Below are 15,211 nucleotides of genomic sequence, written 5' to 3'. Positions count from 1 at the left end.
CGGCGATTAAATCTTTACCTGCCGCAGGTGCGGCCAGCGCTGCAGCCAGCCTTTGTCGAGCACGCGCTGGGCATAGGCCGCGCGATCGCCGTTTTTCACGTTGAAGGTGATGGTGTCGTCGAACAGCGCCGCGAGCCCGAAGGGGGCCACCAGCGTGATGCTGTCGTCGGCGTTCAGGCGCGCGCCGATCGCCGTTTCCACTTCGGTCCAAAAGCTGATGGCCTCTTCGCTGTCGCGGTAAGGCGCCCGGCCGCCGCGCAGGTGCATGCGCGCCTGATTCTTGACCGACCACGGCTGCGGCAGCCATTGGTGCAGCCGCGCCTCCAGCATGCGATCGCGCTCGGCGTCCGCACGCTGCGCATCGAAGTGGATCACGTCGATATCGTTGAGCGGCGTGGCGTCCACGTAGCCGTGGCGCCGATCCCACACCAGATTGCGTACGAAGCCGGCGCCGAGGCACCAGTCATTCAGGCCGAGCCGGCGCACGGTGCGCAGGGCGGCCATGCGAGCGTCATCTTGTTGCAGCCAGTCGATAATTTGCCGTTGCGGATCCATCACCCCTCCTTTTTTCGCGGCTACTGTAACCCGAAGCGGCGGCGGGTGAAATGGGGGAAAGCGCGACGGCGGCGATCGCGTGCAAAATAATTTTCTTTTCCCACTGACTACACTTGGTGCAGGGCTTTTATCTCGTCACTCGGGGCAAGGGAGGGGGCTATGTATCAGGCAACGGTGGGCCAACGCGGCTATCGCTTTGGCGATCTGCGTCAGCTGATGGCGAAGGCTTCGCCGGCGCGTTCCGGCGATTATCTGGCAGAGGTGGCGGCGCAAAGCGCCGAAGAGCGTATGGCGGCGCGCATTGCGCTGGCGGACTTGCCGCTCAAGGCGTTCCTGCAGCAGGCGCTGGTGCCGTACGAAGAGGACGAGGTGACGCGCCTGATTATCGACGGCCACGATGCCGCCGCCTTTGAGCCCATCTCGCACCTCACGGTCGGTGATTTTCGCGATTGGCTGCTGAGCGAGCAGGCGGACAGCGCCATGCTGGCGCAGGTGGCGGCCGGCATCACGCCGGAGATGGCGGCGGCGGTGAGCAAGATCATGCGCAATCAGGATCTGATCCTGGTGGCGAAGAAGTGCCGGGTGGTGACGCGCTTTCGCAATACGATCGGCCTGCCGGGCCACCTCAGCGTGCGGCTGCAGCCCAATCACCCGACCGACAGCCTGCAGGGCATCGCCGCCAGCATGCTGGACGGCCTGTTGTACGGCAGCGGCGACGCGGTGGTCGGCATCAATCCGGCCAGCGACAGCCTGCCGCTGCTGGAAAAGCTCAACTACATGCTGGACGACGTGATCCAGCGCTTCGCCATTCCCACCCAATCCTGCGTGCTGACCCACGTGACCAACACGCTGCGGCTGATAGAGCGCGGCGCGCCGGTGGATCTGGTGTTTCAGTCGATCGCCGGTACCGAAGCGGCCAATCGCGGCTTCGGCATCAGTTTGGCGCTGCTGGCGGAAGCGCAGCAGGCGGCGCTGAGCCTCAGGCGCGGCACGCTGGGCGACAACGTGATGTATTTCGAAACCGGGCAGGGCAGCTGCCTGTCGGCCAACGCCCATCACGGCGTCGATCAGCAAACTTGCGAGGCGCGCGCCTATGCGGTGGCGCGCCATTTCTCGCCGCTGCTGATCAACACCGTGGTAGGGTTTATCGGCCCCGAATACCTGTATGACGGCAAGCAAATTATCCGCGCCGGGCTGGAGGACCACTTCTGCGGCAAGCTGCTCGGCCTGCCGCTGGGCTGCGACGTCTGCTACACCAACCATGCCGAAGCCGATCAGGACGACATGGACACGCTGCTGACGCTGTTGGCCGCCGCCGGGTTAACGTTCCTGATCGGCGTGCCGGGCGCGGACGACATCATGCTCAACTACCAAAGCACATCGTTCCATGACGCGCTCTATATCCGCGAACTGCTGGGGCTGAAGCACGCGCCGGAGTTCGCCGCTTGGCTGGCGGCGATGAACATTACCGACGAACGCGGACGGCTGCGCGACGCCGCCGCCAATCATCCGCTGTTGCTGGCGCTGCAGGGAGAACGCACATGAGCAAACCGGTTCACGCCAACAGCTGGGACGCGCTGCGCGCCTTTACCGATGCGCGCATCGCGCTGGGGCGCACCGGCGCCAGCCTGCCGACCGACGAGCTGCTGCGCTTCGGGCTGGCCCATGCCCAGGCGCGCGACGCGGTGCATCAACCTTTCGACAGCGAACGGCTGGCGGCGGATCTGCACGATGCCGGTTGGCCCACGCTGGCGGTGCACAGCCAGGCCGCCGATCGCGCCGCCTATCTGCGCCGACCGGATCTGGGGCGGCGGTTGGCGTCGGACAGCCGCAGCCTGTTGCTCGGTTCGCCATCGCGCCGCGTCGATCTGCTGCTGATAGTGGCGGACGGCCTCTCCTCCAAGGCGGTGCACCGCCAGGCGCTGCCGCTGCTGCAGGCGCTGCGGCCCTATCTCGATTCGCTGGGGCTGACCGTCGCGCCGGTGGTGCTGGCGCATCAGGCGCGGGTGGCGCTGGGGGATGAGATCGGCGAATGCCTGCAGGCCCGGGCGGTGGCGGTTCTGATCGGCGAACGGCCGGGGCTGTCGTCGCCGGACAGCCTGGGCGTCTATTTGACCTGGGGGCCGAACGCGCGCAGAACGGACGCCGAGCGCAACTGTATCTCCAACGTGCGGCCCGAGGGGTTGGATTATCCGCAGGCGGCGTTCCGCCTGGCCTGGCTGCTGGAGCAGGCGTTCCTGCGGCGGCTGAGCGGCATCGAGCTGAAGGACGAGAGCGACAACCCGGCTTTGCACGGCCGGGTGACGCCGCTTTACCCCCAGCTGGGCGGTTGACCGATGGTTTGCTGCAGCAGGGCGGTGAAGGCCGCCAGCCGGGCGGACACCTTCGCCATCGGGCGCAGCAGATAGATGCCTTGCTGCTCATGGCGCGGATCTTCCAGCATTTGCACCAGCTGCCCGTGCTGCACGTCCGGCCCCACCACCCAGTTGGGCAGAAAGGCGATGCCGAGCCCGAGCAGCGCGGCCTGGCGCTGCGCGGTGAAGTCGTCGCAGCGCAGCGCCATGGTGCAGCGGCTCATCAGCGCCGCGTCGAGGATCTGCGCCCAGCAGGCCGGCTGCTGCTTGTGGTAGCGGGCGATCAGCCGATGCTGCGGCAGCGCCTCCAGATCGGCCGGCAGGCCATAGCGGGCGACGTAGGCGGGGCTGGCGCACATCACCCAGCGTTGGGTGGCGATGCGGCTGGCATACAGCGCGCTGTCCTTCTGTTCGCCGATGCGGATGGCGGCGTCGAGCCGTTCCTGCGTCGGATCGGTCAGACGTTCGGTCAGATCGAGGTCGACCGACAGCTGCGGGTAGCGTTCCGCCAGCGTCGGCAGCAGCGGCAGCACATAGGTTTTGCCGAAGGTCGGCAGGCAGCTGATGCGCAGCGTGCCCTGCGGCGTTTCGTTCAGCGCGCTCAGCTCGGCGCGAAGGCCGGTAATGTCCGTCATCAGCGCGGTGGCGCGCGTCAGCAGCAGCTCGCCGGCGTCGGTCAGCAGCAGGCCGCGGGTGGAGCGCACGAACAGCGCGGCGCCGAGCGCGCTTTCCAGGGCATCGATGTGGCGCACCAGCGAGGAGGGCACCATGCCCAGCCGGCGCGCGGCGGCGGAAAAGCTGCCCAGGCGGGCCACGTCGAGAAAAATTGGCAGATGTTCTACATAGCGGGCGTCATTCATTTTTGCATTATATGCAAAAGCGTTTCTTATGAATACCCGCTTCTCTGCCGACGGCGAGGCGGCTACTCTGGCTGCGGGTTGACGACGGGCTTCAACGCCGCCTTATCCCGGCCGTATAGAGAGAAAACGTATAAACCTCGCGGCGCTTAGCACTAAATAGCAGATGTTTTTCCCAGGCTGCGCGAGCCGCCTGCGGAGTTGATTGTCGCTCCAACACCAGATTAACCGTTCAATTTGATAACCGGTTCAGTCTCAATGATTAGTAAGCCTTTACTTTATCTCATTCTGATCTGATACCTGGTTATCGGCCGGCCAGCCGTGCCGGTTTTTTTGTCGCCTTAGGCTGAATCGTTCCAACTGATGAACGCGCTTTGGGAGGCATCTTGGCTCACCGTCGGTGGGCCTTTTGAACGCGCGGAACCGCGATCCCGCGCTGGTGGAGGAGTCAGTCATGAACGAAAAACACGGGTGTTCCTGTGCGCGCCATTTGGCGCAGGGTTTTGCCAGGCAGTCGATCAACGCCGGGGAGGGCGAAATCTATCAAATCTCGCTGATGAGCGCGCTCATCGACGGGGTTTACGAGGGGGAGACCACCATTGCCGAGCTGCTCAAGCACGGCGATTTCGGCCTTGGCACCTTCAATCACCTGGACGGCGAACTGATCGCCTTCGATCAGGAAATACACCAGCTGCGCGCCGACGGCAGCGCCCGGCCGGCCGGCCTGCAACAGAAAACCCCCTTCGCCGTCGTCACCTTTTTCCAGCCCAGCGTCAGCCAGCAATTCGACCGGCCAATCACCAAGGCGCAGCTGCACCAGTGCATCGACGAGCAGGTCGCCTCGCCGAACCTGTTTTGCGCGGTGCGGGTCGACGGCGAGTTCAGCCACGTGGAAACCCGTACCGTGCCGCGCCAGGAGCGGCCCTACCGCCCGATGCTGGAGGCGATAGAAGAGCAGCCGACCTTCTCGTTCCATCAGCGGCGCGGCACGCTGGTCGGTTTCCGCTCGCCGGATTACATGCAGGGCATCGGCGTGGCCGGCTATCACGAACACTTCGTTACCGATGACCGCAGCGGCGGCGGCCACGTGCTGGACTACCAGCTCGATCATGGCCGTCTGCAGTTCGGCGTCATCACGCGTCTCAATCTTCAGTTACCGCATGATGCGGATTTCTTGCGCGCCAACCTCTGCCCAGAGGATTTGGATCGCGCGATTCGTTCCGCCGAGGGCTAACCCCGGCGATCGTTTTCTTAGGAGGTGGAACCATGGCACAGGAAAAAACAGGCAATGACTGGCAATGCGGCGCCGATTTGGTGGTGAAAAACCTGGAAGCGCAGGGCGTCAAACACGTTTTCGGCATTCCGGGCGCCAAGATCGACCGGGTGTTCGACTCGCTGGAGGACGCGCCATCGATTGAAACGGTGGTGGTGCGGCATGAGGCCAACGCGGCCTTTATGGCGGCGGCGGTCGGCCGCTTGACCGGTAAGGCCGGGGTGGCGCTGGTCACCTCCGGGCCGGGCAGTTCCAACCTGATCACCGGGCTGGCCACCGCCACTTCGGAAGGGGACGCGGTGGTGGCCTTCGGCGGGGCGGTGAAGCGCGCCGACAGCCTGAAGCAGACGCACCAGAGCATGGATACCGTCAGCATGTTCCGGCCGGTGACCAAGTATTGCGCCGAAGTGCATGCCGGTTCGGCGATTTCCGAAGTGATCGCCAACGCCTTTCGCCGCGCCGAGTTCGGCCGGCCGGGGGCATCGTTCGTCAGCCTGCCGATGGATATCGTCAATGAACCGGTCAGCGCGCCGGTGCTGGCCGGCTGCCGCTTGCCGCGCATGGGGGCCGCCGCGGCGGACGACATTCAGGCGGCGGTGAAACTGATCCGCCAGGCCAAATGCCCGGTATTGCTGCTCGGCCTGCAGGCCAGCCGGCCGGAGAACAGCGAGGCGGTGCGCCATCTGCTGTATCGCACCCATATGCCGGTGGTCGGCACCTATCAGGCGGCGGGGGTGATCGACGTCAACCACTTCGCCCGTTTCGCCGGCCGCGTCGGCCTGTTCAACAACCAGCCGGCCGATCAGCTGTTGCAAAAGGCCGATCTGGTGGTGAGCGTCGGCTATGATCCGATCGAATACGATCCCTGCATGTGGAACAGCCACGGGCGGCTGAAACTGGTGCACATCGACGTGCTGCCGGCGGATATCGATACCTGCTATCGGCCGGACGTCGAGCTGGTGGGCAACATCAGCGCCACGCTGAACATGATGACCGAAACGTTCACTGAGGCGGTCTGTGTGCCGCCGGAGGTGGAGCTGATCCTCACCGATCTCGGCCGCCAGCGCACTGAACTGGCGGAGCGCGCCGCCCGCCGCGGCGGCATGCCGATCCATCCGCTGCGCATCGTCAAGGAGCTGCAGGACATCGTCAGCGACGATGTAACCCTGTGCGTGGACATGGGCAGTTTCCATATCTGGATCGCCCGCTACCTGTACAGCTTCCGCGCCCGCCAGCTGTTGATCTCCAACGGCCAGCAAACCATGGGGGTGGCGCTGCCGTGGGCCATCGGCGCGGCGCTGGTTCGCCCCGGCGATAAAGTGGTGTCTATCTCCGGCGACGGCGGGTTCATGCAGTCGAGTATGGAGCTGGAGACTGCGGTGCGGCTGAAAAACAACATCGTGCACGTCATCTGGGTCGATAACGCCTACAACATGGTGGAGATGCAGGAAGTGAACAAATACCAGCGCAAATCCGGCGTGGAGTTCGGGCCGATTGATTTCAAGGCCTACGCGGAATCCTGCGGCGCGGTCGGTTTCGCCGTGCAGTCGGTGGACGATCTGCGGCCGATGCTGCGCAAGGCGATGGCGATCCAGGGGCCGGTGGTGGTGGCCATTCCGGTCGACTACGCCGACAACTATAAGCTGATGGCGCAGATGAACTTTAGCCAGATGATTTAATTTCATCATCATCGGGCGGTTTCACCGGGGCAGGCCGCTTGCGCGCCTGCCCGTTTTTATGCGCGGAATTTGTCCTTTACTTCGCTAACTGCATGATTTATTGCTATCCGTTGGGCTGTTTTTTCACCACTGGGGATAGCGCAATGAAAAGAAAAGCAATAACGATCGGGCTGCTGGCGTTGGTGATTGCCGGCGGCGCGCGGGCCAATACGCTGGTCTACTGTTCCGAAGGCTCGCCGGAAGGCTTCAACCCGCAGCTGTTCACCTCCGGCACCACGGTGGACGCCAGTTCGGCGGCGATCTACAACCGGCTGGTGGACTTCAAACCCGGTACCGTCGAGCTGCAACCCAGCCTGGCGGAAAGCTGGGAAGTGAGCGAGGACGGCAAGCGCTATACCTTCCACCTGCGCAAGGGCGTGGCATTCCAGAGCAATAAATATTTCACGCCTACCCGCGATTTCAACGCCGATGACGTCATCTTCTCGTTTATGCGACAAAAGGACGCCAACAACCCGTATCACAAGGTCTCCAACGGCGCCTACACCAACTTCGAGTCGATGGAGTTCGGCACGCTGATCGACCGGATCGTCAAGGTGGACGATCACACCGTGCGCTTTGAGCTCTCCCGCGCCGAGGCGCCGTTCGTCGCCGATCTGGGCATGTACTTCGCCACTATTTTTTCGGCGGAATATGCCGACGCGATGCTGAAGGCCGGTGCGCCGCAGCGGGTGGACAACGATCCGATAGGCACCGGGCCGTTCCAGCTGGTGCAGTACCAGAAGGACGCGAAAATCCTGTACAAGGCGTTCGACCGCTACTGGGAAGGCAAACCGAAGATCGATCGGCTGGTGTTTTCGATCACGCCGGATGCGACGGTGCGTTACGCCAAGCTGCAAAAGAACGAGTGCCAGGTGATGCCGTTCCCCAACCCGGCGGATCTGGCGCGCATGCGGCAGGACGGCAACCTTCAGGTGATGGAAAAATCCGGCTTGAATATCGGCTTCCTGGCGTTTAATACCCAGAAAAAACCGTTGGATAACGTCAAGGTACGCCAGGCGTTGGCGCTGGCGGTCAACAAGCCGGCGATCATCGAGGCGGTGTTCCACGGCGCCGGCCAGCCGGCCAAGAACCTGCTGCCGCCGACCCAGTGGGGCAGCAACGCGCAGCTTGAAGACTACCCGTATTCGCCGGAGCGGGCGAAGCAGCTGTTGCAGGAAGCCGGGCTGGGGCAGGGGTTTGACATCGATCTGTGGGCGATGCCGGTGCAGCGACCCTATAACCCCAACGCCAAGCGCATGGCGGAGATGATCCAGGCCGACTGGGCCAAGATCGGCGTGCGCGCCAAAATCGTCACCTTCGAATGGGGCGAATATTTGCAGCGGATTAAAAACGGCGAGCACCAGACGGCGCTGATGGGCTGGACCACCGCCAACGGCGATCCGGACAACTTCTTCGGCCCGCTGTTCACCTGCGCTTCGCTCGGCGGCTCCAACTCGGCGAAATGGTGCTACAAACCGTTCGACCAGCTGATCCTGCAGGCGCGCGAGGAGAACGATCACGCCAAGCGGGTGGCGATGTACCAGCAGGCGCAGGTGATGATGCACGATCAGATGCCGGCGCTGATGATCGCGCACTCGACCATCTTCGAACCGGTGCGCAAGGAAGTGAAAGGCTACGAGATAGACCCGTTCGGCAAACACATCTTCAAGCAGGTGTCGCTGGAGAAGTAACGAAAAGGCCGGGGTAACCCGGCCTTTTTCATGCCTGCGGCGCGTCGCAGTGGTAGCGGCCGCGCGGGATCACCAGCGGCGTGTGGGACAGTGGATCGTCGATGATCATGCACGGCATGCCGAACACCCGTTCCACCAGCTCGGCGGTGATGATTTCCGCCGGGTTCCCCTCCGCCACGATCTTGCCGTCGCGCATGGCGATGATGTGATCGGCATAGCGGCAGGCGTGGTTGAGATCGTGCAGCACCGCGATGAGGGTTTGGCCGTGCTCGCGGTTGAGCTGGCGGAACAGATCCAGCAGCTCGATTTGGTGCGCGATGTCCAGATAGGTGGTCGGTTCATCCAGCAGCAGCAGCGGCGTTTGCTGCGCCAACGCCATCGCCACCCAAACGCGCTGGCGCTGCCCGCCGGACAGCTCGTCGACGCTGCGGTCCGCCAACTGGCTGACGTTGGTGGCCGCCATGGCGGCTTCCACCGCCTGTTTGTCGGCCTGCGTCCACTGTTTCAGCAGGCTCTGGTGCGGATAGCGGCCGCGCGATACCAGGTCCGCCACGGTAATGCTGTCCGGTGCGATCGAAGTTTGCGGCAGCAGCCCAAGCTCGCGCGCCAGCGCCTTGGTGGCGAAGCTGCTGATGTTTTTGCCGTCCAGCATCACCTCGCCGGCGCTGGGTTTCAGCAGACGGCACAGGGCGCGCAGCAGCGTCGATTTGCCGCAGGCGTTCGGCCCGACGATCACCGTGAAGGCACCGTCGGGGATCGCCACGCTCAGATCGTCAGCGATGATTTTATTGTCGTAGCCCAGCTTCAGGTGCGAGGCGTGCAGGCGGTGGCTCATGGCGTTATCACTTTTCATTATCTGCGGGCCTCACGGATGAGCAGCCAAATCAGGTACAGGCCGCCGATGCAGACGGTCACGACCCCGACCGGCAGTTGGATCGGCGCAAAAAGATGTTGGGACACCACGTCGGCGCCGAGCAGCAGCGTCGCGCCCATCAGCGCCGAGGACGTCAGGGTGACCGAGGATTGTCCGGCCAGGCGGCGGGCGATCTGCGGCGCCGCCAGCGCGATAAAGGAAATCGGCCCGGCGGTGGCGGTGACGGCGGCGGTGAGGGTGACGCCGAACAGCATCAGCCACAGCCGGCTGCCTTCGGCGTTCACGCCCAGTGCGCGCGCCGTGTCGTCGCCCATTTCCAGCAGCTGCAGCCGTTTGCCCATCAGCAGCGCGGCCGCGGCCGCCAACACGATGAATGCCGTAGCGGGCTGGGCTTTCTGCCAGGTCATGCCGTTGAGTGAACCGGCCTGCCACATGGCGGCGTCCATGGCGCGCTCTAGCGAGGCGGTGATGATCAGCCAGGTATTGGTGGAGACCAGCACCGCGCTGATGGCGATGCCGACGATGATCAGCCGGAAGCCGGCGATGCCCTGGCGCCAGGCCAGCAGGTAGATGGCAAGCGCGGAGAGAATGCCGCCGGCCAGCGCACCGCCGGCGATGTAGTAATAGCCGCCGTTGAACAGGGTGATGGCGATCAGCGCGCCGGTGTAAGCCCCCATGTTAAAGCCAATCACGTCCGGGCTGCCGAGCGGGTTGCGGATAATCGACTGGAAGATGGCGCCGCTCATGCCGAGTGCGCCGCCTAACAGCAGCGCCATGGCGATACGCGGCAAGCGCCATTGGGTAACCACGGTGACCAGATTTTTCGGCGCCTCGCCGCTGAGCGCGGCAAAGACCTGTTCCAGCGAAAGCTGCAGCGTGCCGTAGCACAGCGCGGCAACCGCCATCGCCAGGCACAACGCCAGCAGCGAAAGATTGACCAGCAGCAGGCGCAGCGGCATACGCCAGTTGATGACGCCGTCCGGGCGGCCGATATGCAACGTGTGGGGCAGACTCATCACAGCCCCCCCAGCGTTTTCTTGCGGCGCACCAGCCAGATCAGCACCGGCGCGCCGATGAAGGCCGCCACGATGGAAACGCGCAGCTCACCGGCCGCCAGCAAACGGCCGACCACGTCGGCGCACAGTAGTAAAATCGGCGCCAGCAGCATGGAGTAGGGCAGGATCCAGCGCTGGTCGGGGCCGACCCACCAGCGGGCGATATGCGGCACCATCAGGCCGATGAAACTGATTGGGCCGACGGTGGCGGTCGCCGCACCGCACAGCAGCGTGATGGCGATCACCGCGATGACCTGAGTCAGCACCACGCGCGCGCCGAGCGCGATAGCCAGGTCTTCCCCCATGCCGATGGTATTCAGCGGCCGGGCGATGAGCAGCGTCAGCAGGCAGCCGAGCAAAATGGCGGGGGCGGTAACCGGCAGCGTGGACAGCGTGCGGATATCCAGCGTGCCGGCCTGCCAGAAGCGCAGTTGGTCGAAGGTTTGTGGATCGATCAGCGACAGCCCGGTGGTGATGCCGAGCAACACCGCGCCGATCGCCACGCCGGCCAGCGTCAGCCGCACCGGGTTGATGCGCCCGCCCGCCAGCGTGCCGATCAGGTAGACCAGCAGGGTGGTGAGGGCGGCACCGACGAAGGCGTAGGCCATATAGCTTTCGGTGGTGGCCGCGCCGAAAAACATGATGCCGATGACTACGGCGAAGCTGGCGCCGGCGTTGATGCCGAGCACGCCGGGATCGGCCAACGGATTGCGCGTCAACGCCTGAATCAGCGCGCCGGCGGCGCCGAGCGCCATGCCGGCCAAGATGCCCGCCAGCGTGCGGGGTACCCGGGCGTTGAGAATGATGGTGCTGTCGGAACCGCTCGCGGCGCCCTGCAGGCTGAGCCAGACGGTATGGAAGGGGATGGCTTTGGAACCCAGCATCAGGCTGGCAATGATGCACAGCAGCAACAGCGCCAAGCCGATACCGAACCCGGCGATGCGTTTGAAGCCACTGACGTAAGCTGCGTGCGGTGCGGACGAAAGCGTCCGCTCAGTCGGAGTGGGTACGTTCACACCGGTAACTCCTGTATGATTTTTATTCTCATTGTTATTTGCGTTCATGCGGGCGCTAATAGTAGCACGAGTTTACGCCCGCATGCACCCGCCGGTTGGTGGCGCAGGTGCGTTGACGATGTTAATAACTATTGATATTTCAATTGATTGAATGTGAACGGTTGCCCTGTTTATGGCAAACGTCGGCAGGAGGCTGGCCTGCCGACGGCGTGGTTCAGGGCTTTTTGAACAGCCGTTCGATTTGGTTCAGCATGTTGGTGGCGCTGTAGTAATCGAGACGGAAAGTGTCGTTGCCGACGGCGTAGACGTGCCGCTGTTCCACCGGCTCCAGATGTTTGAGGAACGGGTTGGTCAGCACCTCTTGCACTTTACGCTCGTTGGTGGCGAACAGGATCAGCGTCTTGCCGTTCAGGCCCTCGGCCATTTTTTCGCCGGAGATCTGGATGATGTCATGGCGTTTACCCATGCTGGCATTGCCTTTGGCGCTTTCCGGCGGGGTGGCCAGTTGGAAGCCGAGCTGGGTCAGCAGTTTGCCCTGGGCTGACCCCGGTGTCCACAGCATGGCCTCGCGGCCGTTGTCGGCATACACCAGCGGGGTGGTCGGCTGCGGCGGCAGCGCGATCGCCTGCTTCACTTGCTCCACGCGCTGTTCGAAACGATCTTCCGCCTGTTTGGCGCCGGCTTCATGGCCGGTGATCTCGCCGAGCTCGCTGGCCAGCTGTTGCCAGCTTTTGTCGCCATAATCGAGCACCAGCGTCGGCGCAATGGCGGACAGCTGATCATACAGTTTCAACGCCGAATCCCCGCCGGTTGCGGCGACGACGATCAAATCCGGCGCGGCGGCGGCGACGGCTTCGGCATTGGGCTCCACCTGATACAATCGCTCGACGTGGCGCTGTTTGGCTACCTCGCTCCACTGGGTAAAGAAGCCTTGTTTATCGGCCACCAGAGGGTTCGGGCTGGTGGCGCCGCTGGCGACCACCGGGGCGTCGATAGCCAGCAGCGTGCCGGTGATGGTGACGCTGGTGGACACGATGCGCTGCGGCGGTTTTTCCAGCGTGAACTTCCCTTTGGCGCTGTCGATGGTGCGCGGCCAACTGCTGTCGGCGGCGGGGGCGGACGGTTTCTGCCCGTCGCTCTTGTCGTCCGGGCCGCAGCCGCTGAGCAGCAGGCTGGAAGTGGCGATAAATGCAATGAACAGCTGGCGTAAGGATAGGGTCATGAGCGGGCTCTTTCTTTCCTTGAACTAAGGCGTATCAATCCGGCGGCGGATTGGCTGCGTGGTGGATGCCCGCTAATTTACCATTCAAGCCGCCAAAATGATAACCATTCGTATCTTAGCGTGTGGTGAATAGAGAGAATAAGAAGAAGGGGAAGTGAGTGCGGCAGAAACGAAAAAAGCGCCAAAAGGCGCTTTTCTCTGAATTGGTGGGTCGTGCAGGATTGATTCGGCCTGTGGCCTCACCCTGCGGGCAACGCTGCGCGTTGTCGTATCGCTGCGCGATGCTCGAACCTCTACGGCTATCCGCCTATTTCATAGCCGGCCCCTTCGGGCCAGCGCAAGCGCTGTTCAAAAGCATAAATGCTTTTGTCTTATCCTGCACGACTCGGTGAACTCTGTCGGCAAGAAGATTAAGTCGGGTTTAGGTGGCGCAGAAACGAAAAAAGCGCCAAAAGGCGCTTTTCTCTGAATTGGTGGGTCGTGCAGGATTCGAACCTGCGACCAATTGATTAAAAGTCAACTGCTCTACCAACTGAGCTAACGACCCGCAGAAGTGGTGGGTGATGACGGGCTCGAACCGCCGACCCCCTCCGTGTAAAGGAGATGCTCTACCAACTGAGCTAATCACCCACTTCGGGACTTCCAGGTACTGCTAAACGAGAGAATGATGGTGGGTGATGACGGGCTCGAACCGCCGACCCCCTCCGTGTAAAGGAGATGCTCTACCAACTGAGCTAATCACCCTCATTCGTTCTCATTTTTACTCAACAAGATGGTGGGCGATGACGGGCTCGAACCGCCGACCCCCTCCGTGTAAAGGAGATGCTCTACCAACTGAGCTAATCGCCCCGTCTTGTTGGAGTCGCATTATAGGGATAGTTCAAAGTGAGTCAACGGTTTTTAAAATGATTTCAATCGTTCGCCGCAAATTTAGGCAGGGCGCGATAATTATCGCCAACGGCGCCGATTCTTTGCGCAACGCTATGCGAAACTCGCCGCAAAACGCGCGAAATCGACCGGTGCAATATCGTGTCGGCGTTGAGGAATTAGCGCGTGGTGATACAATGTCGTCCACTCTTTTTTCAATTCCGAGCAATCGTCGGCAACCGCCGACACGCGTTGCGTAATAAGGCAGTGAACCCAATGAAAATCAAAACCCGTTTTGCACCGAGCCCGACCGGCTATCTTCACGTCGGCGGCGCGCGTACCGCACTTTACTCCTGGTTGTTCAGCCGCCATGCGGGCGGTGAGTTCGTTCTGCGTATCGAAGATACCGATCTGGAACGCTCCACCCAGGACGCGATCGACGCAATTATGGATGGCATGAACTGGTTGAACCTGGATTGGGATGAAGGCCCGTATTTCCAGACCAAGCGTTTCGATCGTTACAACGCGGTCATCGACGAGATGCTGGAGCAGGGCACGGCCTATAAATGCTATTGCTCCAAGGAACGTCTGGAAGCGCTGCGCGAGAAGCAGATGGAAAACGGCGAGAAGCCGCGTTACGACGGCCACTGCCGCGACAGCCAGTGCAGCCACACCGACGACGAGCCGCACGTGGTGCGCTTCCGCAACCCGCAGGAAGGCTCGGTGATCTTCGACGACAAAATTCGCGGCCCGATCGAATTCAGCAACCAGGAGCTGGACGATCTGATCATCCGCCGCACCGACGGTTCGCCAACTTATAACTTCTGCGTCGTCGTCGATGACTGGGACATGGAAATCACCCATGTGATCCGCGGCGAAGACCACATCAACAACACCCCGCGCCAGATCAACATTCTCAAAGCGCTGGGCGCGCCGGTGCCGGAATACGCGCACGTGTCGATGATCCTCGGCGACGACGGTAAAAAACTGTCCAAGCGTCACGGCGCCGTGGGCGTCATGCAGTACCGCGACGACGGCTATCTGCCGCAGGCGCTGTTGAACTACCTGGTGCGCCTGGGCTGGTCCCACGGCGATCAGGAGATCTTCTCCATCGATGAGATGAAAGAGTTCTTCACGCTGGAAGCGATCAACAAATCCGCCAGCGCGTTCAACACCGAGAAGCTGCAGTGGCTGAACCACCACTACATCAACCATATGCCGGCGGAAGAAGTGGCGGTGCATCTGGCATGGCACGTTGAGCAGCTGGGCATTGAAACCCGCAACGGCCCAGAGCTGAAAGACATCGTCAAACTGCTGGGCGAGCGTTGCAAAACGCTGAAAGAGATGGCGGAGTCCTGCCGTTACTTCTACGAAGACTTCAGCGAGTTCGACGCCGACGCGGCCAAGAAGCACCTGCGCCCGGTGGCGCGTCAGCCGCTGGAAGCGGTGCGCGCCAAGCTGGCCGCCATCACCGTCTGGACGCCGGAAAACGTGCACGACGCCATTCAGGGCACGGCGGATGAGCTGGGTGTCGGCATGGGTAAAGTCGGCATGCCGCTGCGCGTTGCGGTGACCGGCGCCGGCCAGTCGCCGGGCATGGACGTGACCGTGCATGCGATCGGCCAGAAGCGTTCGCTGCAGCGCATCGACATGGCGCTGGCTTACATCGCCGAGCGCGAAGCGCAAGCCTGATTCGCTGATACGCCATAAAGAAAAAGCCCCGTGGAGC

General features: G+C 62.7%; 12 protein-coding genes and 4 tRNA genes. 6 read left to right on the top strand and 10 right to left on the bottom strand.

Annotated elements, in window-relative coordinates:
- Positions 1-6: 6 nt before the first annotated feature.
- Positions 7-555 (bottom strand): nucleotidyltransferase family protein, encoded by a 549-nt coding sequence (locus V8N38_RS18300; RefSeq protein ID WP_147840451.1) that lies wholly within the window; start codon positions 553-555, stop codon positions 7-9.
- Positions 556-714: 159 nt separating this feature from the next.
- Here V8N38_RS18300 and V8N38_RS18295 point away from each other — a divergent pair, with 159 nt between their 5' ends.
- Positions 715-2,100, top strand: coding sequence for an ethanolamine ammonia-lyase subunit EutB (locus tag V8N38_RS18295; RefSeq protein WP_147840450.1), 1,386 nt, complete (start codon positions 715-717; stop codon positions 2,098-2,100).
- Entirely contained in the window at positions 2,097-2,888 is a 792-nt protein-coding gene (eutC, locus tag V8N38_RS18290) for an ethanolamine ammonia-lyase subunit EutC (protein ID WP_084827315.1), read from the top strand. Before V8N38_RS18295 ends, eutC begins: the two co-directional genes overlap by 4 nt.
- On the opposite strand, the gene V8N38_RS18285 is transcribed toward eutC, so the two are convergent.
- Positions 2,867-3,769, bottom strand: coding sequence for a LysR family transcriptional regulator (locus V8N38_RS18285; RefSeq protein WP_060439281.1), 903 nt, complete (start codon positions 3,767-3,769; stop codon positions 2,867-2,869). The two genes, eutC and V8N38_RS18285, sit on opposite strands and share 22 nt — an antisense overlap.
- Positions 3,770-4,220: 451 nt before the next feature.
- Between V8N38_RS18285 and budA the strand changes: the two genes are divergently transcribed.
- From budA to V8N38_RS18270, 3 genes are all read left to right on the top strand, one after another.
- Entirely contained in the window at positions 4,221-5,000 is a 780-nt protein-coding gene (gene budA / locus V8N38_RS18280; protein ID WP_033643951.1) for an acetolactate decarboxylase, read from the top strand.
- Between the two features lie 32 nt (positions 5,001-5,032).
- Positions 5,033-6,718, top strand: a complete 1,686-nt coding sequence (gene alsS / locus V8N38_RS18275) for an acetolactate synthase AlsS (RefSeq protein WP_033635442.1) — start codon at positions 5,033-5,035, stop codon at positions 6,716-6,718.
- A gap of 143 nt (positions 6,719-6,861) precedes the next feature.
- On the top strand, positions 6,862-8,448 hold the full coding sequence (locus V8N38_RS18270; RefSeq protein ID WP_147840449.1) for an ABC transporter substrate-binding protein: 1,587 nt from the start codon (positions 6,862-6,864) through the stop codon (positions 8,446-8,448).
- Between the two features lie 28 nt (positions 8,449-8,476).
- Here the strand turns inward: V8N38_RS18270 and V8N38_RS18265 are convergent, their stop codons facing one another.
- The 8 genes from V8N38_RS18265 to V8N38_RS18230 form a co-directional block, all read right to left on the bottom strand.
- On the bottom strand, positions 8,477-9,283 hold the full coding sequence (locus tag V8N38_RS18265) for an ABC transporter ATP-binding protein (RefSeq protein ID WP_049272132.1): 807 nt from the start codon (positions 9,281-9,283) through the stop codon (positions 8,477-8,479).
- 17 nt (positions 9,284-9,300) lie between these two features.
- Entirely contained in the window at positions 9,301-10,338 is a 1,038-nt protein-coding gene (fepG, locus tag V8N38_RS18260) for an iron-enterobactin ABC transporter permease (protein WP_060419869.1), read from the bottom strand.
- Complete coding sequence (gene fepD, locus V8N38_RS18255; RefSeq protein ID WP_147840448.1) at positions 10,338-11,393, bottom strand: Fe(3+)-siderophore ABC transporter permease; 1,056 nt, start codon at positions 11,391-11,393, stop codon at positions 10,338-10,340. The genes fepG and fepD overlap by 1 nt, the downstream gene beginning before the upstream one ends.
- A 214-nt stretch (positions 11,394-11,607) precedes the next feature.
- The gene (fepB, locus tag V8N38_RS18250) at positions 11,608-12,615 is read right to left on the bottom strand and encodes a Fe2+-enterobactin ABC transporter substrate-binding protein (RefSeq protein WP_060419877.1); all 1,008 of its coding nucleotides are present in this window, start codon (positions 12,613-12,615) and stop codon (positions 11,608-11,610) included.
- 471 nt (positions 12,616-13,086) lie between these two features.
- Positions 13,087-13,162: transfer RNA gene (locus tag V8N38_RS18245), tRNA-Lys, on the bottom strand.
- 7 nt (positions 13,163-13,169) lie between these two features.
- Positions 13,170-13,245: transfer RNA gene (locus V8N38_RS18240), tRNA-Val, on the bottom strand.
- Between the two features lie 38 nt (positions 13,246-13,283).
- Positions 13,284-13,359: transfer RNA gene (locus V8N38_RS18235), tRNA-Val, on the bottom strand.
- Between the two features lie 29 nt (positions 13,360-13,388).
- A tRNA-Val gene (locus V8N38_RS18230) sits at positions 13,389-13,464 on the bottom strand.
- 294 nt (positions 13,465-13,758) lie between these two features.
- Between V8N38_RS18230 and gltX the strand changes: the two genes are divergently transcribed.
- On the top strand, positions 13,759-15,174 hold the full coding sequence (gene gltX / locus V8N38_RS18225) for a glutamate--tRNA ligase (RefSeq protein ID WP_033643946.1): 1,416 nt from the start codon (positions 13,759-13,761) through the stop codon (positions 15,172-15,174).
- Positions 15,175-15,211 lie beyond the last annotated feature (37 nt).

This window comes from Serratia nevei, assembly GCF_037948395.1.
GTDB classification, from domain to species: domain Bacteria; phylum Pseudomonadota; class Gammaproteobacteria; order Enterobacterales; family Enterobacteriaceae; genus Serratia; species Serratia nevei.
The sequence above is the reverse complement of the archived record's forward strand: the minus strand, read 5'-3'. Positions and strand labels throughout refer to the sequence as shown.

Bases quoted from the DNA above. Each gene is read 5' to 3' on its own strand.
- V8N38_RS18300 (WP_147840451.1), bottom strand. From the start codon at position 555: ATGGATCCGCAACGGCAAATTATCGACTGGCTGCAACAAGATGACGCT.
- V8N38_RS18295 (WP_147840450.1), top strand. From the start codon at position 715: ATGTATCAGGCAACGGTGGGCCAACGCGGCTATCGCTTTGGCGATCTG.
- eutC (WP_084827315.1), top strand. From the start codon at position 2,097: ATGAGCAAACCGGTTCACGCCAACAGCTGGGACGCGCTGCGCGCCTTT.
- V8N38_RS18285 (WP_060439281.1), bottom strand. From the start codon at position 3,769: ATGAATGACGCCCGCTATGTAGAACATCTGCCAATTTTTCTCGACGTG.
- budA (WP_033643951.1), top strand. From the start codon at position 4,221: ATGAACGAAAAACACGGGTGTTCCTGTGCGCGCCATTTGGCGCAGGGT.
- alsS (WP_033635442.1), top strand. From the start codon at position 5,033: ATGGCACAGGAAAAAACAGGCAATGACTGGCAATGCGGCGCCGATTTG.
- V8N38_RS18270 (WP_147840449.1), top strand. From the start codon at position 6,862: ATGAAAAGAAAAGCAATAACGATCGGGCTGCTGGCGTTGGTGATTGCC.
- V8N38_RS18265 (WP_049272132.1), bottom strand. From the start codon at position 9,283: ATGAGCCACCGCCTGCACGCCTCGCACCTGAAGCTGGGCTACGACAAT.
- fepG (WP_060419869.1), bottom strand. From the start codon at position 10,338: ATGAGTCTGCCCCACACGTTGCATATCGGCCGCCCGGACGGCGTCATC.
- fepB (WP_060419877.1), bottom strand. From the start codon at position 12,615: ATGACCCTATCCTTACGCCAGCTGTTCATTGCATTTATCGCCACTTCC.
- gltX (WP_033643946.1), top strand. From the start codon at position 13,759: ATGAAAATCAAAACCCGTTTTGCACCGAGCCCGACCGGCTATCTTCAC.